This window comes from Micromonospora aridisoli, assembly GCF_056150025.1.
Genome location: NZ_JAXCFK010000005.1, coordinates 294812 through 309499, shown reverse-complemented (window position 1 = coordinate 309499; position 14688 = coordinate 294812). Strand labels below are relative to the sequence as shown.

At 71.1% G+C, this 14688-nt stretch carries 9 protein-coding genes; 6 read left to right on the top strand and 3 right to left on the bottom strand.

Annotated elements, in window-relative coordinates; translation table 11 throughout:
- The first annotated feature begins 574 nt into the window (after positions 1–574).
- Positions 575–1564: a LacI family DNA-binding transcriptional regulator gene (locus SM447_RS13475; protein WP_474573276.1), complete on the top strand. Its 990-nt coding sequence runs from the start codon at positions 575–577 to the stop codon at positions 1562–1564.
- Between the two features lie 99 nt (positions 1565–1663).
- Here SM447_RS13475 and SM447_RS13470 read toward each other — a convergent pair whose 3' ends face one another.
- Positions 1664–3037 carry a glycoside hydrolase family 10 protein gene (locus SM447_RS13470; protein WP_474573098.1) on the bottom strand — a complete coding sequence of 458 codons (1374 nt, stop codon included), beginning with the start codon at positions 3035–3037 and terminating at the stop codon, positions 1664–1666.
- Between the two features lie 549 nt (positions 3038–3586).
- Positions 3587–6331: a beta-L-arabinofuranosidase domain-containing protein gene (locus SM447_RS13465; RefSeq protein ID WP_474573097.1), complete on the bottom strand. Its 2745-nt coding sequence runs from the start codon at positions 6329–6331 to the stop codon at positions 3587–3589.
- Between the two features lie 425 nt (positions 6332–6756).
- Between SM447_RS13465 and SM447_RS13460 the strand changes: the two genes are divergently transcribed.
- Genes SM447_RS13460 through SM447_RS13445 form a run of 4 tightly spaced genes read left to right on the top strand, consistent with a single transcriptional unit; the run spans position 6757 to position 11275 of the window.
- Entirely contained in the window at positions 6757–8103 is a 1347-nt protein-coding gene (locus tag SM447_RS13460) for an MFS transporter (protein WP_474573096.1), read from the top strand.
- Between the two features lie 11 nt (positions 8104–8114).
- On the top strand, positions 8115–8996 hold the full coding sequence (locus SM447_RS13455) for a bifunctional helix-turn-helix transcriptional regulator/GNAT family N-acetyltransferase (RefSeq protein ID WP_474573095.1): 882 nt from the start codon (positions 8115–8117) through the stop codon (positions 8994–8996).
- Between the two features lie 54 nt (positions 8997–9050).
- A complete protein-coding gene (locus SM447_RS13450) occupies positions 9051–9650 on the top strand; it encodes a TetR/AcrR family transcriptional regulator (RefSeq protein WP_474573094.1) in 600 nt (199 codons plus the stop codon).
- A complete protein-coding gene (locus SM447_RS13445) occupies positions 9647–11275 on the top strand; it encodes an isovaleryl-CoA dehydrogenase (RefSeq protein WP_474573093.1) in 1629 nt (542 codons plus the stop codon). Before SM447_RS13450 ends, SM447_RS13445 begins: the two co-directional genes overlap by 4 nt.
- A gap of 44 nt (positions 11276–11319) precedes the next feature.
- Here SM447_RS13445 and SM447_RS13440 read toward each other — a convergent pair whose 3' ends face one another.
- Complete coding sequence (locus SM447_RS13440) at positions 11320–12207, bottom strand: glycoside hydrolase family 19 protein (RefSeq protein ID WP_474573092.1); 888 nt, start codon at positions 12205–12207, stop codon at positions 11320–11322.
- A gap of 320 nt (positions 12208–12527) precedes the next feature.
- Between SM447_RS13440 and SM447_RS13435 the strand changes: the two genes are divergently transcribed.
- Positions 12528–14639, top strand: coding sequence for a cellulose binding domain-containing protein (locus tag SM447_RS13435; RefSeq protein WP_474573091.1), 2112 nt, complete (start codon positions 12528–12530; stop codon positions 14637–14639).
- The last annotated feature ends 49 nt before the right edge of the window (positions 14640–14688 follow it).

Sequence of the window (14688 nt, the reverse complement as noted above, 5' to 3'; positions counted from 1 at the left end):
TGGCCACACCGCGCGGCTGGCGGGCGCTGCCGTCGGAGCGTCGGTGTGGAAGGCCCGGTGGTCACAGCCGTCGCGGACCTGGACGGCTCCAGCCGTGCCGTACCGGGCGGAGGCCGTTCAGATGACCAGAATGTTATCGCTATCATCAACGCCTGTAAATTGTGTGTTGCTGCCCGCGACCGATGCCAGCTTGGAGGTTTGATGCGAAGCGAGCAGTACGGAGGCCCATAGCTGTGATCGCTAACAGAAGGCGCCGACGGAGATTGCTCCCGGGACACCAACGCGCGGAAGTGGCCGCCCGGGTGGCCCTCGATCGCCGGACGGGACGACGTGCTCCGGGATGAGGTCGGTCGATTCGCCGGACAGCCGCCGACTTCTGCGGTCGGGCCGGCGGCCAGCGGGGCGGCTGCTGGGGCTAGACTGTGCGTGATCTAGCGCTCTCCACCCGGACGGCACGGGCCGGCGTGGGCACCGCGCGAGGGGATCTGTACCTGAGCCGTGCCAGTCATCGCCGACGGGCTGCGGCGACTTACTGGCTTGCGGGGAGTGTGAGATGGCCGTACGCGATCCTGCAATGACGGACGTGGCCCGCCTCGCCGGTGTCTCCCACCAGACCGTGTCGCGGGTGCTCAACGGGCACCCGAACGTACGCGAGCAGACCCGGCTCCGCGTCCAGGCGGCCATCGCCGAGCTCGGCTACCGGCCGAACCGGGCGGCCCGCGCACTGGTGACCGGCCGATCACAGGTGATCGGAGTGGTCGCCCAGAACACCACCCTCTACGGTCCGGCCTCGCTGCTGGCCGCGCTGGAGCAGACGGCCGCCGAGGCGGGGTTCGCGGTCAGCGTCGGTAGCGTGCGGGACCTCGACCACCGGTCGATCTCGGCGGTGGTCGAGCGGCACCTGGCCCACCGGGTCGCCGGCATCGTGGTGATCGCGCCCGTGGAGTCGGCCGGTGAGGCCCTGGAACGCCTGCCCAAGGACGTGCCGCTGGTCACCGTCGACGGGGACCCGCACCGGCCGATGCCGCTGGTGACGGTCGATCAGGCGGCCGGCGCCCGGGCCGCCACCCAGCACCTGCTCGACGCCGGCCATCGTACGGTCTGGCACGTCTCGGGTCCGTCGGACTGGTTCGACAGCGCCGGTCGTATCGAGGGTTGGCGGGATGCACTGAGCGTGGCCGGTGCGGAGATCCCGCCGCTGGTGCCGGCGGACTGGTCCGCCGCGGCCGGCTACCGGTGCGGGCAGATGCTGGCCCGGATGCCCGATGTCACCGCGGTCTTCACCGCCAACGACCACCTGGCCCTCGGGGTGCTGCGGGCCCTGCACGAGCATGGCCGCCGGGTGCCGGACGACATCAGTGTGGTCGGCTTCGACGACGTGCCGGAGGCCGCCTACTTCATCCCGCCGCTGACCACCGTGCGACCGGACTTCGGCGCGGTGGCCCGGGCGAGCCTGGAGATGCTGCTCGCGCAGATCGAATCGGTCAGTGGCGGCGCGTTGCGCGAGACCATCGCACCCACCCTGGTGGCGCGCCGAAGCGTCGGCCCCCCGCCCCGTCGCTGACGAGCCCTCAAGGGTTGATCAAGAAGTTCTGGTCGCGCCCAGCTCGAATTCCGACCAGAACTTCTTGATCAACCGACGTCACCGGGCCGGGGGAGCGGATCAGGTTGCGGTGCAGGTGGGGGTGCCGGACGGGCCGACGCCGGTGCCCTGGAAGCCGAACTCGGTACTGCCGCCCGCGCCGACCTGGCCGTTGTAGCTGACGTTGCTGAAGTTCACCGTCCCGCTGCTTCCGCTGGCCTGTGCGTTCCACGTGCCGGTGACCGCGGTGCCGCCGGGCAGTGTGATCCGCACGGTCCAGCCGCGGATCGCGGCGTTGCCGGCGGTGACCCGTACGGTGGCCACGAAGCCACCGTTCCACGAGTTGAGCGACACCGTGGCCGAGCACGCCCCGCCGGCCGCCGGCGGTGGTGTGGTGGTCGGCGGCGGGTTGGTCGGGTTGGGTCCGCTGACACTGTTCAGCGCGTTGAGCACCGAGGTGTACGCGGGCTTCTTGTTCCCGTTGCGGTCGAACAGCAGCGGGTTGTCCGAGCGCCAGGAGGCGGCGTCCCAGACGCCCCAGACCGTGATCCCGGTACACCGGGCCACCGCCAGGCAGGCCCGGGTCACCCGCTCGTAGATGCTGGCCTGGTTGGCGCCCTCGGCGACGTCCAGCTCGGTGATCTGGACGTCGACGCCGAGATCGGCGAAGCGTTGCAGGTTGGCCTGGTAGTCACCGGCGAGCGTGGTGCCCAGGTGGGACTGGAAGCCCACGCAGTCGATCGGCACACCACGTTGCCTGAAGTCCCGGACCATGTTGTAGATGCCGGTCGACTTCGCGTTGATCCCGTCGGTGTTGTAGTCGTTGTAGCAGAGCTTGGCCCCGGGGTCGGCCGCGCGGGCGGCGCGGAACGCCGCCTCGATCCAGTCGTTGCCGGTGCGTTGCAGGTTCGAGTCGCGCCGGGCACCGCTGCCGCCGTCGGCGAACGCCTCGTTGACCACGTCCCACGAATGGATCTGCCCGCGGAAGTGGGTGGCCACCCGGGTGACGTGGTTGATCGCGGCGTTGCGCAGCGCGCTACCGGACAGGTTCTGCGCCCAGCCGGGCTGCTGGGCGTGCCAGAGCAGCGTGTGGCCACGGACGGACATGCCGTTGGCCCGGGCGTGCGCCACAAGTCGGTCGCCCCCGGTGAAGTTGAAGGCGTTCTGCTGGGGCTCAGTGGCGTCCCATTTCATCTCGTTCTCGGCCACGATCGAGTTGAACTCGCGGTTGAGGATCGTGGTGTAGGACGCGTTGGAGAGTTGGAACGAGTTGGTGGCGGCGCCGAAGTAGCGTCCGCTCTGGGCCGCCGCCGCACCGAGCGTGCTGGCGGCGGCATTGGCGGCCGTGGCGACCAGCACGGTCGACGCCAGCAGGGCGGTCCCGGCCGCGAGCGACATCAACACGGTGCGCGGCCGGAGCCTCGGGGATGTTCGGTGGGCGGATCTGGTCTTCATGGGTGAACCTTCCGGTGGTGGGTGCCGGCGGAGTCGGCCTGAACACGCCGAGCCGTCGGAACAGGCTGGGTGGCGCCCACGTCGTCGGTGGCGGTCCGGGGCGGGACAGCGGAACCGGTTCGCGTCGATCATGAAGTTGTTGTCGCCGGGGAGCGCTCTCCGGGGTAAGAACATCATGATCAACGGGGCGAGGGCGGACGCGGCGGGGCCGCGCGACGCGGACTGGCCGCGCCGGTGCCGTGCCGATGTGGGTGGATGTCCTCGTGGCTGCCGGCCGTTACGAGGCGGATCGGTGACTGCCTACGTCGAGGTGGCCCTTCCGCGCGGACAGCGCGGTGCCTCGCGGAGGCGAACCCGGACAGGTCGCCGATGATCGGCGGTGTGGCGGAACTCCGCCTCGGCCTGATGGCCGGCGACCAGGATGCAGGAGCGTGCCCGTTACTCCTGCCGGAAAACTAGCATGTTATCGATAACAATCTCAAGTGACGATGGTGAATATGGAGACGGTGCGCGACCCGGCGAGGACGGCCGGATCGCGCACCGTGGCGGCTAGATGAATCGCCAGCGGTGGTCGCTGGCGCCGTTGTCGTCCCAGATGACGATCTGGGTGCCCTGGCTCGACGAGGCGTTCAGCACGCCGAGGACCCGTCCACCGTTGGCGGACTGGATGCGGAAGTAGCCGTTCGCGGCGTACCGCAACCGCCAGCGGTTGCTGGCCGCGCCGTTGTCGGCCCACTGCACCACCCGGGCGCCGTTACCGCTGCCGCCGTTCTCCACCCCCAGCACCTTGCCGCTGTGCGAGTTACGGAAGCGCAGGTAGCCCCCGCTGTCCACGATCGCGGTCCAGAGGTGGTCGGCGGTTCCCGTGTCACCCCACTGGATCACCAGGCCGCCGTCGGCGGTGGACATGTTCTGTACGCCGAGCACCAGGCCGGTGGCCAGGTTCTGAAGTCGGCGCGCACCGTTGGGCAGGAACCGCCACTGGTTGTCCGGCGTGCCGTTGTCCGGATCCTGCACCACGCGGGCACCCTGCGCGGTGGAGCCGTTCAGGACGGCGAGCAGCTTGCCCGTGTGCCCGTTACGGATCTTGTGCGAGCCGTCACCGACGTCCACCACCGTCCACCGGTGGTCGGCCGTGCCGGTGTCCGACCACTGCAGGACCTGCGCGTTGTCGGCGGTCGACATGTTCTGCACGCCGAGCACCTTCGCGCTGTTGGCGTTGCGGAACTTGACCGCGTTGCCGTCGACGACGAGCTGCCAGTCGTGGTCGGCCGTGCCGTTGTCGGCCCACTGCAACGCCGGTGCCCCGTCGGCGGTGGACATGTTCTCGATGCCGAGCACCAGGCCGCTGGCGACGTTGGCGAGCCGGAACGTGGCGGCGGAGGTGCCGCCGCCCTGACCGTTGGCGTTCCAGTAGACGGTGTAGTTGTGGCCGTGTGCGTCGTAGAAGGGGATCAGATTGACCGATGAACCGTTGGCGGTGGCGGTGAAGGCGAGGGAGGTGCCGCTGGTCCGGGTGACCGAGGTGGTGGCCAGGGCGGGCAGCGCCGAGAGCGAGGTGTTGCCGTAGTTGCCGGAGAGCACCGCCGGGCCGTAGGTCAGCGCCACCACGTTCGGATCGTCGTTGGCCGGCTGCACGATCACGCGCATCGGCAGCCGCACCGTCACCGTGTCACCGGAGGTCCAGGACCGGGTGAGGGTGGCGTAGGTCCCCGGGGTGGTGGCGATGTTCTGCGCGGTGCCGTTGACGCTGACCGTCGCGCCCTGCGTCCAGGCCGGGATGCGGATCCGCATCGCCCAGGAGCCGCTGACGTTGCCGGTGACGGTGAGGGTCGTGGTGTCGCCGACCGGGTACGTGGTGGTCTGGGTGACCGTGATGCCGCGCTGCGACCAGGTGAGCACCGAGGGCATGAAGAGGTTCACGGTGAGCGTGCTGCCGTTGTGGAAGTAGATCGCGTCCATCAGCGTGGTGTTGCTCTCCAGCCCGGTGCCCTGGCAGCACCAGAAGGAGTTGTAGTCGGTACTCCAGGTGCCACCGCCCCACGCCGGTCCCACGCCCCGCCGGGCGCCGGGATTCAACGGCGTGAAGTAGGTGATGTGTCCGTGGTTGTCGGCCGGGTTCTGCGCTCCGACCAGGTGGTTGAGCAGCGCCCGCTCGTAGTAGTCGAAGTACGCCACCCGGTTCGGATCCAGCAGCCACAGCTCCCGGGTCAGCTTGAGCATGTTGTACGTGTTGCACGCCTCGCAGGTGTCGTTGCGCAGGTATCCGGCGATGGCGTTGGGTGCCCGGAAGTGTTCGGCCTGGCTGTTGCCGCCGATGACGTAGGTGTGCGCGTTGACCGTCATGTTCCAGGCGTTGCTGGCGATGTCCCGGTACCGGGTGGTGCCGGTGGCCTTGAACTCCCTGGCCGCGCCGATCCACTTCGGTACCTGGGTGTTGGCGTGCAGCCCGTTGAGCTGGTCGGAGTTCGCCGCGAGGGGGTTGAACACGGCGGCGTGGTCGAAGCGCTGGGCGGCGGTCAGCCAACGGGCGTCGCCGGTCTGCTGGTACAGGTCGGTCAGCACCGCGTTCATGCCGCCGAACTCGGTGCCCAGCATCGCCTGCATCTGGGCGGAGGTGAGCCGGCTGGTGCGCCAGTCCACCCAGCCGGCGAGCGCCAGCAGGACGTCGCGGGCCTGGGTGTTGCCGATGTGCCGCCACACGTCGAGCAGACCGGCCAGGGTCTTGTGGATGGTGTAGTACGGCACGTTGCCGTTGCTCAGGGTCCGGGCTTCCAGGGCGGTGAAGTCGGATTCGGGATAGCCGGACAGGTAGCCGGTGTTGAAGCCCGCCGCCGCGTTGTTGGCCTGGCACTTGGCCAGCTCCGCCACCATGTGGTTGGCCTTGTCCCGGCAGGTGGTGTCGCCGAGTACCGCCCACATCTGCGCCCACGCGGTCAGGAAGTGCCCCTGGGAGTGGGTACGGAACGGGAAGTTGGGTGCCTCCCAGCCGCCGAGTGCCGTAGCGCCGGCCGTGGAGAGGCGGTGGTTGGCGCGGAAGGTGTAGAGCAGCCGGTTGACGTCGACGAAGCGCAGGTAGTTCAGGGTGCGGTTCTGGTTGTCCAACCACCGGCTGGCGGTCAGCCGCACCTGGCCGGGTTCGAAGGCGTAGGCGGAGACGCCGAGGTCAGGCCGGGCCGGCGGGATCGCCGCCCCGGCGGTACCGGTGCGCAGGACAGGGCCGACCGCGGTGGCGACGGCCGCCGCGCCGGCGGCGCGGAGTACGTGTCGACGGTTGAGGGACGGGTGGGGCATCACGGCCTCCGGGTTCCGTTCGGGGGAGACGAGCAGTCGTGGTGAAAGGGGCGGTGGCGGGGAAAGCGGCCCGCTCGACGTCGGTAGGTGCGCGATCGCTGTGCCCGGTGCGACCGCGTCTCCTGTGGCCGAAGCGCGTCGTGCTGTTCCGGGCAGCTGCCGGAGGTCTGTGCGAATCCAAACCCATGCGGCCCGGTCGATGTTATCGTTAACATAGCGGCAGTGTGAACGGCCGCGCAAGACCGGATTTCGGTAGGTCGTCCATCGGAAACAGGCCGGAAAATTCCGCCGACGACCGGAGGGGTCGCCGGCCCTTCGGACTCGTTGTGACCGGTCGGCGATCGCCGTGGCCCGGAGCTTGACTCTCCACCTGGTCGAGATCGAACAGTGCTCCCCGTGGACAGCGGAGAGTGGGAGCGGCCCCGGTGACAGTGACGGTGACACGGATCGGGGCGGCGGTACCCGGCGGATACTGGACCTGGCTGGGCGGCACCGCGCTGAGCCTCGTCGCCACGCAGGCCATGGCGTTCGCGATGGGCTGGGTCGCGGCCGGGCAGGGCGGCAGCTTCGCCGCCCTGGTCCTCACCGCGATCACCCTGCCCCGGGTGCTGCTGCTTCTCACGGGTGGGGCGCTCGCCGACCGGGTCGGAGCCTGGTCGGTCCTGGTCGGCGCGGACGCGACGATGGTCGTGGTCACGACGGCGCTTGCCATGGCGGTTCGGTCGACGGAGGACCCGAGGCTGCCCCTGCTGCTCGCCGGCCTGGCCATCGGGATCGTGGATGCGTTCCACCTGCCGAGTGCGGGATCGATGCCTCGGCGCCTGGTGCCGCCGGCCGCCCTTGCCCGGGCGATGTCGGCTCGCCACCTGGTCGGGCAGTTGGCGCTGTTCGCCGGACCGCCGCTGGGGAGTCTGCTCCTCGGCGCCGCCGGGCTCACCGGTGTGGCCCTGGCCAACACCGCGACCTTCCTGGTGATGCTCTCCGTCCTGATGGTCCTGCGCCGACGGGTGGCGGGCGTCGCGGACGCCACGGTGGGCGTCGCGGACGCCGGAGCGGGCTCGACGGCGGGCGGGCCGGCCGACGGGGCGGGTCCGGGTTGGCCCGCGCCCCTGGACGGCCTGCGCCTCGGCTGGCAGCACCGCACGCTGCGAGCCGCGCTGCTGGTGACCGGGGTCGCCGCAGGATTCCTGCTGCCGGTGGCCGCGTTGCTCGTACCGCTGCTGGCCAGGGAGCGGGCGTGGTCTCCGCAGGCCGCAGGCGCGCTCGTCGCAGCCGTGGCGCTGGGCACGGCCGCCGTCGCGGTGCTGGTGCTGGTGCGCGGCACACTGTCTCGGGGGGCCATGGCGGCCGGGGCGGGTCTGCTGACGGCCGCCGTCGGCGTGGCCGTGCTGGCGAACGGGTACGTGGCGAGGTCCACGCTGGTCGCGGTCGGTGCGGGGGCGGTCGTCGGGGTCGGTGCCGGACTGTTCGCCACGCACATCGGTCCGCTGGTGCTGGCCGCGACGCCGGTGACGCACCTGGCCCGGGTGCAGAGCGTGCTCGTGCTCGTGCAGAGCCTGGCGCTGCTGCTGACCACCAACGGGCTCGGGCGGCTGGCGGAGCTCGCCGGGGCCGCGGCGGCGCTCCACGTCTGTGCGGGCGTGCTGGCGGTGAGCGCTCTGGTGACCTTGACCTCGTCCGCCCGGTCGGGAGGCGCCGGAATCGGCGTGGAGACGTCGGTCCGCGCCCAATCATCCCGGGGGGACCTCCCCGGAAACGATATCGCTGACTAAAGTCAGCAATCATGGATCGCGCACTTGTCGACGTGGTACGGCGCTTCAACCGCACGGTGACCCAGCGCGTCGGCGCGCTGGACGACAGCTACCTCGCCCGTGACCGGCCCCTCGCTCAGTCGCGGCTGCTGTGGGAGATCGGTCCCGACGGTGCCGAGGTCGCGGCCCTGCGGACCCGGCTCGATCTCGACGCCGGCTACCTCAGCCGGCTGTTACGCACCCTGGAGGGGGCGGGTCTCGTGGTCGTCGGACCCGGCGAGGGCGACGGCAGGGTACGCACCGCGCGCCTGACCGAGGCCGGTCGCACCGAGTGGGAGATGCTCGACCGCAGCTCCGACGACCTGGCCTGGTCGGTGCTGGCGCCGCTCAGCGACGGCCAGCGGAGCCGGCTCACCGCCGCCATGGCCGAGGTCGAGCACCTGCTCATGGCGTCGCTGGTCACCATCGGGCGCAGCCATCCGGGCGAGCCCCACGCGCGGGCGTGCCTGCGCGCGTACGCGCGGGAGCTGGCCGAGCGGTTCGACGCCGGCTTCGACCCGGCGGGCAGCGGTGTCGACGATCACGAGCTGGTGCCGCCGGCCGGGCTGTTCCTGGTGGCCACTCTCGGGACCGAGGCGGTGGGCTGCGGCGCACTGCGCCTGCCGCCCGGCGAGCCCGCCGAGATCAAACGGCTGTGGGTGTCGGCGTCGGTGCGTGGGCTCGGCGTCGGACGCCGCCTGCTCAACGAGTTGGAGCGGTACGCCGCCACCGCGGGCGCGGGCAGCGTACGCCTGGACACCAACCGCACTCTCACCGAGGCGATCCAGCTCTACCGCAGTGCGGGTTACCAGGAGATCCCGCCCTACAACCGCAACCCGTACGCACACCACTGGTTCGCCAAGTCGCTGGCCTGATCAGCCCCGGTGATGCCCTTGCCGTGAAGAAATGAATGATGGTTCAATTCTTGGGTGGCGTATCGGAGCACCGAGCGGGTGAAGGCGCGGCTGACCGCCTCGCGCGAGCGGCTCCTCGACGCCGCCCTGGCCATCCTGGCCGAGCACGGCTACGCCGGCTGCTCGGTCGCCGCCGTCGCCGAGCGGGCCGGCGTCGCGACCGGCAGTGTCTACCGGCACTTCCCGACCAAGGCCGACCTCTTCACCGAGGTGTTCCGCACCGCCAGCCAGCGCGAGATCGACGCCGTCACCCAGGCCGCCGCCGTGGAGGCTTCCGCCGCCACACGGATCCGGGCGGTCATCGAGACCTTCTCCGGCCGGGCCCTGCGATCCCCGCGACTGGCCTACGCGCTGCTCGTCGAGCCGGTCGATCCGGCGGTGGAGGCGCAGCGGCTGATCTTCCGGCGCGCCCACGCGGCGCTGATCGCCGGCTACGTCGCCGACGGCGTGGCCGCCGGGGAACTGCCTCCGCAGGACCCCGAACTCACCTCCACCGCCGTGGTCGGTGCCCTGGCCGAGGCGATGGTGGGTCCACTGGCCGCCGGTGTCGCCGGGCCGGACACCATCGGCGGGCTGACCACCTTCATCCACCGCGCGTTGGGAGTTCCGTCGTGAGCACGCACGAGGTGTTCAACCAGGTTCCGCCGCTGGTCGGCCACGACACCGCGGACGACCCCGCGCTCCTCGACGCGCTGACCCGGGAGGGGGCCGGCTGGGCAGCGGCGGAGCTGCACGAACTCGGCCGGCTGGCCGGCACCGAGGAGGCCGCCGAGCACGGCCGGCTGGCCAACGAACACCCCCCGGTGCTGCGTACCCACGACCGGTACGGCAACCGGGTCGACGAGGTCGAGTTCCATCCCTCCTGGCACGAGTTGATGCGTACCGCCGTGGAGCACGGCCTGCACGCCGCGCCCTGGGCCGACGAACGGCCCGGCGCCCACGTGGCCCGGGCCGCGAAGTTCCACGTCTGGCGTCCGGACGCCGGTCACGGTTGCCCGATCTCGATGACGTACGCGGCCGTGCCGGCGCTGCGGCACGCTCCCGATCTGGCCGCGCGGTACGAGCCGTTGCTCACCACCCGCGGCTACGACTTCGGGCTGCGGGCACCGCTGACCAAGCGGGGGCTGCTGGCGGGCATGTCGATGACGGAGAAGCAGGGTGGGTCGGACGTCCGGGCCAACACCACCACGGCGCGCCCCGCGCCCGACGGCAGCTACCGGCTGGTCGGGCACAAGTGGTTCACCTCCGCGCCGATGTGCGACCTCTTCCTCACCCTCGCCCAGGCGCCGGGCGGGCTCACCTGTTTCCTGGTGCCGCGCGTGCTGCCCGACGGCACCCGCAACCCGATGCGGCTGATGCGGCTCAAGGACAAGCTCGGCAACCGTTCCAACGCCTCCAGCGAGGTCGAGTACGACGACGCGGTGGCCTGGCGGGTGGGCGACGAGGGTCGGGGCGTACGCACCATCATCGACATGGTCAACCTGACCAGGCTGGACTGTGTGATCGGCGCGGCCGCGGGGATGCGGCACGGGGTCGTCACCGCCGCGCACCACGCCGCCCACCGGCGGGCGTTCGGCCGGTACCTCGCGGACCAGCCCTTGATGCGTAACGTCCTGGCGGACCTGGCGGTGGAGTCCGAGGCCGCCACCGTGCTGATGATGCGGCTGGCCGGGGCGACCGACCGCTCCGCCCGCGGCGACGCGACGGAGACGGCGTTCAAGCGGATCGCCCTCGCCGTCGGCAAGTACTGGGTCTGCAAGCGGTGGCCGGGTCACGCCGCGGAGGCCCTGGAGTGTCTGGGCGGCAACGGCTATGTGGAGGAGTCCGGGATGCCGCGACTGTTCCGTGAGTCACCGCTGAACTCCATCTGGGAGGGTTCCGGCAACGTGGCCGCGCTGGACGTGCTGCGCGCGCTGGCCGGCCAGCCCGAGGTGATGGCGGCGTTCCAGGCGGAGGTGGACGTCGCCGCCGGAGCCGACGCCCGGCTCGACGCCGCGGTTCGCCAGGTGCGGGCGGCGCTGGCCGATCCGGCCGATCTGGAGGTACGCGCCCGTCGGGTGGTCGAGCAGTTGGCACTGGTGTTGCAGGGTGCGCTGCTGGTGCGGCACGGTCATCCGGCCGTCGTCGACGCCTTCTGCGCGTCCCGGCTCGCCGGCGACCGGGGGCAGGCGTACGGCACGTTGCCGGCCGGCGTCGACTTCGCCGCGATCATCGACCGGGCCACCCCGAAGGTGGGCTGACCGGCCCGGCGCCGCCGGGGGTGTGGCGGCGCCGGAGCTTGGGGTCAGCAGTAGAGGTTCGCTCCGGCGGGCACCCCGAGGATGCCCACGAACTGCTGGTACCGGGTGACCCGACTCTGCACCTGGGCGGGGTTGCCGCCGTTGCACTCGATCGAGCCGTTGATGCTGCGGATGGTCTGCCCGAAGCCGGCACCGGTCACCATCGCGTGGTGCGCGGTCATCGTGCCGGGCCCGTTCTGCGTCATCCAGTACCAGATGGCGGTCTTCCAGGCCACGGCGGCGTCGTTCTGGACCAGCCAGGGGTTGGTCAGCAGCGGCAAGCCCAAGGCGTTGCCCGCCGCGTGGTAGTTGAAGTTCCAGCTGAGCTGGATCGGGCCACGGCCGTAGTAGGCGGCCTGCCCGGCGGGGCAACCGTAGGGCTGGGTGCGGTCGCAGTAGTGCGGGTAGTTGGCCGTGTTCTGCTCGACGATGTGCACCAGGCCGCCGGTCTCGTGGTAGACGTTGGCCAGGAAGGCGGCGGCCTCCTGGCGCTGCACGGTCGCGCTACCGGTGCGAGCGAACGCGGGATAGGCGCCCAACGCGTTGACCAGCCCGGAGTATGTGTAGAAGGAGTTGCGGCCCGGGAACATCTGGTTGAACTGGGCCTCGCTCACCACGAAACCGCCAGGGTTGGTCGGCGGCGTGCTGCCGCCGCAGGCCCCGAGATCCTGCCAGACCCCCGAGGTGCCCGGCGGCGCCTCGTTCTGGGTCCACCACTTCGCCTGGTAGTTGCGTCCGTTGTGGGAGACCTGCATGCCTCCGGTGTAGACCGCCGAGGACTGCCACGGCGTGGCGCAGGTGGCGGCGGAGGCAGGGGACGAGGGAACGACCGCGAGCAGCGCACCGGTGAGCGCCAGCGCCATGAGCGTGGCCAGTCTGCGCGATCTCGACATGTGACCACTCCTTCCGATGGGTACGGGACGTCGAAGGTGAGGCTTCCATCGACGTACGTGATGGTAACACCTACTGTTCACAAACCTTACTAATGGTCCCGATGGACGAACGGGTCGTTGAGTCGAGCCCGATGCTGTGGGATTCTTGAACGCCGATGCGTTGTCGCGCGTGAGTAGCCGTCGCCCGATGGGCAACCGGGGCCGGTCAAGGCCCCGGGGGACGACGGTGGATGACTGGATCCGTCTCCGTTCCACCGCCCCCGAGCCGTGTCAACCGGCTCGGGGGCGGTGGAACTCCGCATGACCGACGAAGGACGGCCATGGCAATCTCGGACCGGCACGGTGTTCGACCCCTCGCCCCGCCCCCGCGCCCCGCCCGGCGCGCCCACGCCGCATTCGCGGTCGGCCTGCTGCTCGGCACGGCCGCTCTGGTCGGGCTCGACCAGCCGAGCGCCGCCGCGGCGACCACGCCGGTGGCGGTGACCGTGAACGCCCGGGCCGGGCTCGCCACCGTGCCCGACACCGCCCTCGGCGTCAACCACGCCATCTGGGACTCCCAACTGGGCACCACCGAGACGTCGGACCTGCTGCGGGCGGCCGGCGTGCAGATGATGCGCTACCCGGGCGGTTCCTACGCCGACATCTACCACTGGCGGGACCACACCGCGCCCGGCGGGTACGTCGCACCCGGCACCGACTTCGACACCTTCATGGCCGGGGTCCGGCGGGCCGGCGCCCAGCCAATGATCATCGCCAACTACGGCACCGGCACCCCCGAGGAGGCGGCGGAGTGGGTGCGGTACGCCAATGTCACCAAGGGCTACGCCGCCCGGTACTGGACGGTCGGCAACGAGAACTACGGCAACGGCCATTACGGCTCGGCCTGGGAGGCCGACCACCATCCCGACAAGAGCGCCAGCTACTACGCGAACCTCGTGGTCGCGTACGCCGACGCGATGAAGGCGGTCGACCCGACCATCAAGGTCGGCGCGGTGCTCACCATGCCGGCGAACTGGCCCGACGGGCTGACCGCCGGTGACGATCCGGGCCCGTGGAACCAGACCGTGCTGGCCATCGCCGGCCAGAAAATCGATTTCGTCGACGTGCACTGGTACCCGGGCGGGACCGCCGCCGAGTCGCTGCCCCGGACCGGCCACATCACCGACGCGGTCCACCTGCTCCGGCAGCAGATCACCCGGTACGCCGGGCCGAACGCCGGGCGCATCGGCATCAGCCTCACCGAGGTGAACGTGACCTCCGAGGGGATGACCAGCCAGCCGGCGGCACTGTTCCTGGCCGACGCGTACAGCGGGCTGCTGGCCAACGGCGTCTTCACCGTCCACTGGTGGAACGTGCGCAACGGCATCGGCCGGGTGTCGACCGTGGCCGGGCAGACCGACTACGGCGACTTCGGCATGCTCTCCAGCGGCACCTGCACCTCCGACGGGTCGGTCTGTGAGCCCCCGTTGAACACGCCCTTCGCCGCCTACCACGGGCTGTCCATGATGGGCCGCTTCGCCCGCACCGGCGACCAGTTCATCCGGGCCGCCACGAACGAGCCGCTGGTCGCCGCGCACGCGGTGCGCCGGGCCACCGGGGAGGTCGCGGTGCTGCTGGTGAACAAGGATCCGGACAACGCGCGTGAGGTCGCCATCGACTACACCGGCTTCGCCCCGTCGAGTGGGGAGCCGACGGTCCACACCCACACCAACGGTGCCACCGCCATCGCCACCAGCCGGTCCGGCAGCGCGACCAGCCGGACGCTGCCGCCGTACTCGCTGACCACGCTCGTGGTGCGTCCGGCCGGTGCCACCACCGGGCAGCCCGGCGCACCGGGGCAGCCGACGGTCGCCGAGGTGACCGACCGGACCGCGACGATCTCCTGGCCGGCGGCGGCCCGGGGGAGCAGCCCGATCGCCAAGTACGAGGTGTACCGGCAGTACGGGGCGGTCAGTGAGCAGCTCGGCGAGACCTCGGGCACCTCGCTGGCCGTCGGCAACCTCGTCGCCGGCACCAGGTACACCGTCAACGTGCTGACCCGGGACACCGCGGGCCGGGTCTCCTGGGCCTCGCCACCGCTGACCTTCACCACCGGCAGCCCGGCCACCAGCACCTGCGGCGTCCGCTTCACCCGGACCACGGACTGGGGCAACGGCTACGTCGCAGGCGTCGACATCGTCAACAACGCGAGCACCGCCATCGACGGCTGGACGCTGACCTGGACCTGGCCCACGTCCTGGCAGCGGGTGGGCAGCGGCTGGAGCGCGAACTGGGAACAGGTCGGCACCACCGTCCGGGTCACCGGCACCGACGACAACCGCCGGATCCCCGCCGGGGGCGGCACCAGCGCCGGCTTCGTCGGGGAGTACAGCGGCCCCAACGTGACGCCGACGGCGTTCCGGCTCAACGGCACGCTCTGCACCGTCCTGTGACACCGCCGCCGTCGCCGGTGGGGCAGTCGTGCTCCGCCGGCGACGGCGC